The following is a 4,282-nucleotide window of genomic DNA, read 5'->3' as shown; positions in this document are numbered from 1 at the left end:
TTTTAATTAATCAAAGCTCCGGCTGAGCCTCTCCGTTCGGTCGGCGCTTTCCGTATTTTTGGTGATAACCATGTTTAAACTGTTTCGTACCTTATGCCTGCTGCTCGGCTTCTGGATCGCCACCCTGCTGCTCAGCGGCGCGGGGGTCTCCTTTACCCACGGCTATGCCGCGCCTAAAAATCTGTCGCATTTCGTCGTCTCGCTGGTGGTGGTCGGCGCCATCCTGCTGTGGATCCATAAATTGCTGCGGTTCTTTTTTGCCGAGAAATTTGAGAAGAAACCGCGTTAAGCCGTGTTCTCGTTGGGGGCGCCACCCGCAACGATAAAACCGGCATCGCGAATCGCCGCTTTAACCTGCCTGGCGTCCATCACGGCCGTTTTCACATAGCCAAAAAAGGCCACCCGTGCGCTGGGCAAACGGATTGGCGTCGCCAGTTGAGCCATCAGCTCACGATTGCGCTGCGCCATCAGCTCGGCGCGCGCCTGCCAAAACGCGGCCGGTTCGGAGGGTGCTTCAGTGGCGGTTTCGAACCGAAACGCCAACTCGCTTAGCGCCTCCCACTCCGCCAACAGGGCGGCAACTACTTCAGGATTAGCCACCTGCCCCCAGTCAGAGGGTAAGGCCCCCTCACGCCACGCCTCGAGATAGCCGGGCAACATCATCTTTAATTGATTCAGTTGCTCGTTCACTGCGGGTTTCCTTATAGCGCCTGATGCCGGGATATTTCCCATAATGACACTCTCGTTAAACCGTTGATGGGAGCAATGGCCGAAGCTTATCAGCGCCATAGATGACGTAATGACTTTTGGTGCGGCTAAATTAGCGATAGGTGCGGTGGGTGTGTGGAACCGGAGATCGGGTTGAAATATGACGACGGGAAAGAGAAACCAGAAATTTATTGGCGCTTTAAGTGGAATTTCCTTATAAATCAATCACACAAAAAAAGACCGAATACGATTCCTATATTCGGTCTAGGGAAATGGCTCTTGGGAGAGAGCCGTGCGCTAAAAGTTGGCATTTAATGCAGGGCTTGTTCAGCCGTGCACTTTAAGAGTAGCCTACCGCGCCAGTTTTGCCAGCCGCCCGGCGGCCGCGTGATAGTTTCGTGACGAAATAACTATGCGGCAAATGCGCATCAATCTGCGCACGCTGGGCAAGGCGTTGGCAAACAAGCGGTTAGTCAGCGCACAGCTTCTCGGCGCGTTCAATGAACGGCTCCATGCTCATTTTTTTCCCCGGTTCGGCAGGGTCGTCCAGCAGGATCACGTCCAGCGGCTGCGCGCGCTGATGGCCCTTCTTCACCTGCTGCTCCGCCGCGTCGTTGAGCGGGTATTGCATCAGGGTGCTGTTATTGAGCACGAACAGCGCGCCGCCGCTGCGGCACTGCAGCGTCACCTCTTCCTTGGTGAACGCCCACTGTTTGCCGTACTCCAGTTTGGTGATGTTCACCAGTTTGTCTGCCGCCAGCGCGCCGGTCGCGGTTGCCAGCAGCGTAATGCCGAGTAATACCGATTTCATGTGATGGCCTTAAGGTTGCTATTCGCGCCGATTTTCCCGCAGCTTGCCCGGTTGCGGCAAGCTGAAATGTCATACCGGCGCATAGGTTGCAAATAAACTGACCAGCAGCAGCACCGCCATCCCCAACCCGACTTCGAGCCAGCAGGCCAGCACCACGCCGCGCTGCGCCAGCGCCGGTACGCGGCTCATCGCCGGCACGATGGCGTAGCGATTGGCCAGCGCCACCATCACCATCAGCGCCACCAGCGCGGTTTTGATCAGCAGCAGGCGCTGATAAGGCGAGCCGAGGTTGAGCGGCCAACCGCCGAGAATGATCAGGCTGTTGACGATGCCGGTGACGATCACCGCCGCCACCGCCAGGTGCCCCCAGCGCGAGAAACGGATCAGCGTGGTGATGGCGTCGCTGCGCCACTGCGGCGGAGGCAGGTAACGCAGGCAAACCAGCAGCGGCGCCAGGCTGCCGAACCAGTAACCGGCGGCCAGCAGGTGCACCGCATGGTTGGCGCGGTGCAGCGCGCCCAACGCGCCTTCATGCATCGCCGCGTGGCCGATAAACGCCAGGCTCACCAGCAGCAGCGCCGAGCACAGCGCCAACGCCTGTGCGCGCGGCCGTTCCGGCAGCAGCAGGCTCAGGATCGCCAGCAGCGACAGGCCCAGATGCCAGCGCCACACTTCGCCGAAGGTGGTGCCGAGCACCGCCCACCAGACCTCCAGCCGCCAGGCGTCTTCCCAACCGTCGCCCATCTGCCCGGCCTGAATGGCCAGCAGCGCCACGGCGGAAAGCCCGGCAATCCAGGTGCCGGCAAGCAGCAGAGGACGCACATCGCGGGAGAGGATCGGGGAGAGGCGCTGCGGTGACAATAAGGCGGTGAACAGACTGATGCCGAACATCAGCATCACCGCCGCAAAGTGCACCAAGCGACACAGAACGAACAGGGTCGCCAGAGTCACGATCAGTTTACGGTGAAGCTGTACTGGCCTTTGGTTTTATGCCCGTCGACCGACACCACATGCCAGCTGACGTTGTATTTGCCCGCGCTCAGCTCGCTTTCGATCGGCACGTTGACCTGGGTGTTGTTGTTCGGATCGAGCTGCAGCTTGCCGGTTTTCACCACGGCGTTGTCCGGGCCGGTGATTTTCACGCCGCTGAAGTTTGGTTCGATGCCTTCGGAGAAGCTGAGGGTCAGCGCCTTCGGCGCCGGGCTGACGCTGGCGTCGGCCTTCGGCGTTTCCACTTTCAGGTGGGCGTGCGCCAGCGCTTGCTGCGAAGACAGGCCGACGAACAGAACGAAAACGGTGGAAAGCAGGCGACAGGAGGAACGAATTTTACCGATCACAGTGGTATCCCTTAACAATATAAAGAGGGTCATAAGGGTTAAGGCCACAGCCAAGGCGATGTATCAGCGGCCCCAACCCACCGCAATGATTGCGCCACGGGTAAACAGAAAAACGGGTTGTATCGGCTAACCCGCTGTTTTGACTCTACCATCCCTGTAGCGTATCGTGGTAAATCATAACGACCACGCTGCGGCAAGTCGAGCGCATCACTGGCATTTTGCGATCCGGCAGCACGTATCGCCGCATAACCGCGATAAACGCAGGGTAAAAAAAACCGCGCGTCAGGCTCGCCCGCGCGCGGTTTTTTCGATGTTCTGATGCAGATCAGGCCTGGTCGTTGCCGCCCTGGCCCATCGCGCCCATTTTCTTCAGATCTTTGTCGATGAAGAACAGGCCCTTGCCGCTGGTGCCCACCAGCGCCAGCTTGTCCAGCACGGATTTGAACAGTTTCTCTTCTTCATGCTGCTCCGCCACATACCACTGCAGGAAGTTGAAGGTGGAGTAATCGTGTGCGGTCATGGCGGCGTGCGCCAGTTCGTTGATCTGACGAGTGATCAGCTGTTCGTGTTCGTAGGTCTGCTGGAACACGTCCGCCAGCGATTCGAACGCTACCGGCGGCGCGGCGATGGTGCCCAGCAGCGGCAGAGAGCCGGTGTCGCTCAGATAGTCGAACAAACGTTGCATATGCTGCATCTCTTCCTGAGAATGCTCCTTAAGAAATGCGGCGGCGCCTTCAAAGCCTTTATCGCTGCACCATGCGCTCATCTGCAGATACAGGTTGGCGGAGTAGAACTCCAGATTCAGTTGCTCATTCAGCTTTTGAGTCATTTCTTGCGTCAGCATAATGATTCCTTTTATTTTGCAGGTCATGAATTTAATTTCCGCGCATTATGCCCTGCTGCAGTAAAAATAAAAACACCTTATTTACACTCAAATCACATTAATTATAAAAACCATAAATATCAACAAATTAAAATATTTCATTCACATTGAGAATTCACATGATAATTATTTTCATCTTTTATTTTAATCAAAAATCGAATCATTCTTATTTAAAAGAATAAATAGATTGCATTACTGCTGGATAAATATCGCTCCCGACAACGGCGTAATGGGCTTGCCAAGCGCCGCCGGGTGGATTACCTTCTGCGCAGATTCAATGCGGCAAAGTAAGTAAGGAGCATAGCGTGGGTTACAATCTGGCCGAGCTGTCCAAAGAAGAGATGGACAGGGTGAATGTGGATCTCGCCGCCTCAGGCGTGGCGTATAAAGAGCGCTACAACATGCCGGTGATCCCGGAAGTGGTGGAGCGCGAGCAACCGGAAGCGCTGCGCGACTATTTTCGCGAGCGCGTGGCGCACTACCGCGCGGAATCCCACAAGTTTTCGCGCCTGCCGTACGAACCGAAGGCTAAATAGAAAAACC

Annotated in this window: 7 protein-coding genes; 2 read left to right on the top strand and 5 right to left on the bottom strand. The window is 56.5% G+C overall.

All coding sequences use genetic code 11. The features are described from left to right. The first annotated feature begins 70 nt into the window (after window positions 1–70). Window positions 71–289 (top strand): hypothetical protein, encoded by a 219-nt coding sequence (locus ADK28_RS25595; protein ID WP_033640661.1) that lies wholly within the window; start codon window positions 71–73, stop codon window positions 287–289. Here ADK28_RS25595 and ADK28_RS25590 read toward each other — a convergent pair. The 5 genes from ADK28_RS25590 to ftnA form a co-directional block, all read right to left on the bottom strand. Next, a complete protein-coding gene (locus ADK28_RS25590) occupies window positions 286–690 on the bottom strand; it encodes a hypothetical protein (protein ID WP_048797013.1) in 405 nt (134 codons plus the stop codon). The genes ADK28_RS25595 and ADK28_RS25590 overlap by 4 nt on opposite strands. A gap of 487 nt (window positions 691–1,177) precedes the next feature. Next, window positions 1,178–1,519, bottom strand: a complete 342-nt coding sequence (locus tag ADK28_RS25585; protein ID WP_048797012.1) for a YebY family protein — start codon at window positions 1,517–1,519, stop codon at window positions 1,178–1,180. A 69-nt stretch (window positions 1,520–1,588) separates the two neighbouring features. Further along, complete coding sequence (gene copD, locus ADK28_RS25580) at window positions 1,589–2,470, bottom strand: copper homeostasis membrane protein CopD (protein WP_048797011.1); 882 nt, start codon at window positions 2,468–2,470, stop codon at window positions 1,589–1,591. Window positions 2,471–2,472: 2 nt separating this feature from the next. Beyond that, a complete protein-coding gene (gene yobA, locus ADK28_RS25575) occupies window positions 2,473–2,889 on the bottom strand; it encodes a CopC domain-containing protein YobA (protein WP_042706245.1) in 417 nt (138 codons plus the stop codon). 292 nt (window positions 2,890–3,181) lie between these two features. Further along, window positions 3,182–3,700 carry a non-heme ferritin gene (gene ftnA / locus ADK28_RS25570; RefSeq protein ID WP_015377481.1) on the bottom strand — a complete coding sequence of 173 codons (519 nt, stop codon included), beginning with the start codon at window positions 3,698–3,700 and terminating at the stop codon, window positions 3,182–3,184. A 344-nt stretch (window positions 3,701–4,044) separates the two neighbouring features. Between ftnA and ADK28_RS25565 the strand changes: the two genes are divergently transcribed. Next, a complete protein-coding gene (locus ADK28_RS25565) occupies window positions 4,045–4,275 on the top strand; it encodes a DNA polymerase III subunit theta (RefSeq protein WP_016928156.1) in 231 nt (76 codons plus the stop codon). The last annotated feature ends 7 nt before the right edge of the window (window positions 4,276–4,282 follow it).

This window comes from Serratia sp. 506_PEND, assembly GCF_001076875.1.
In the GTDB taxonomy this organism is placed as follows: domain Bacteria; phylum Pseudomonadota; class Gammaproteobacteria; order Enterobacterales; family Enterobacteriaceae; genus Serratia; species Serratia marcescens.
Note: the sequence above shows the minus strand (reverse complement) of the source record. Positions and strands in the feature narration are given on the sequence as shown.

Excerpts from the sequence above, each read along its gene's own strand:
- ADK28_RS25595 (WP_033640661.1), top strand. The coding sequence starts at position 71 with ATGTTTAAACTGTTTCGTACCTTATGCCTGCTGCTCGGCTTCTGGATC.
- ADK28_RS25585 (WP_048797012.1), bottom strand. The coding sequence starts at position 1,519 with ATGAAATCGGTATTACTCGGCATTACGCTGCTGGCAACCGCGACCGGC.
- yobA (WP_042706245.1), bottom strand. The coding sequence starts at position 2,889 with ATGACCCTCTTTATATTGTTAAGGGATACCACTGTGATCGGTAAAATT.
- ftnA (WP_015377481.1), bottom strand. The coding sequence starts at position 3,700 with ATGCTGACGCAAGAAATGACTCAAAAGCTGAATGAGCAACTGAATCTG.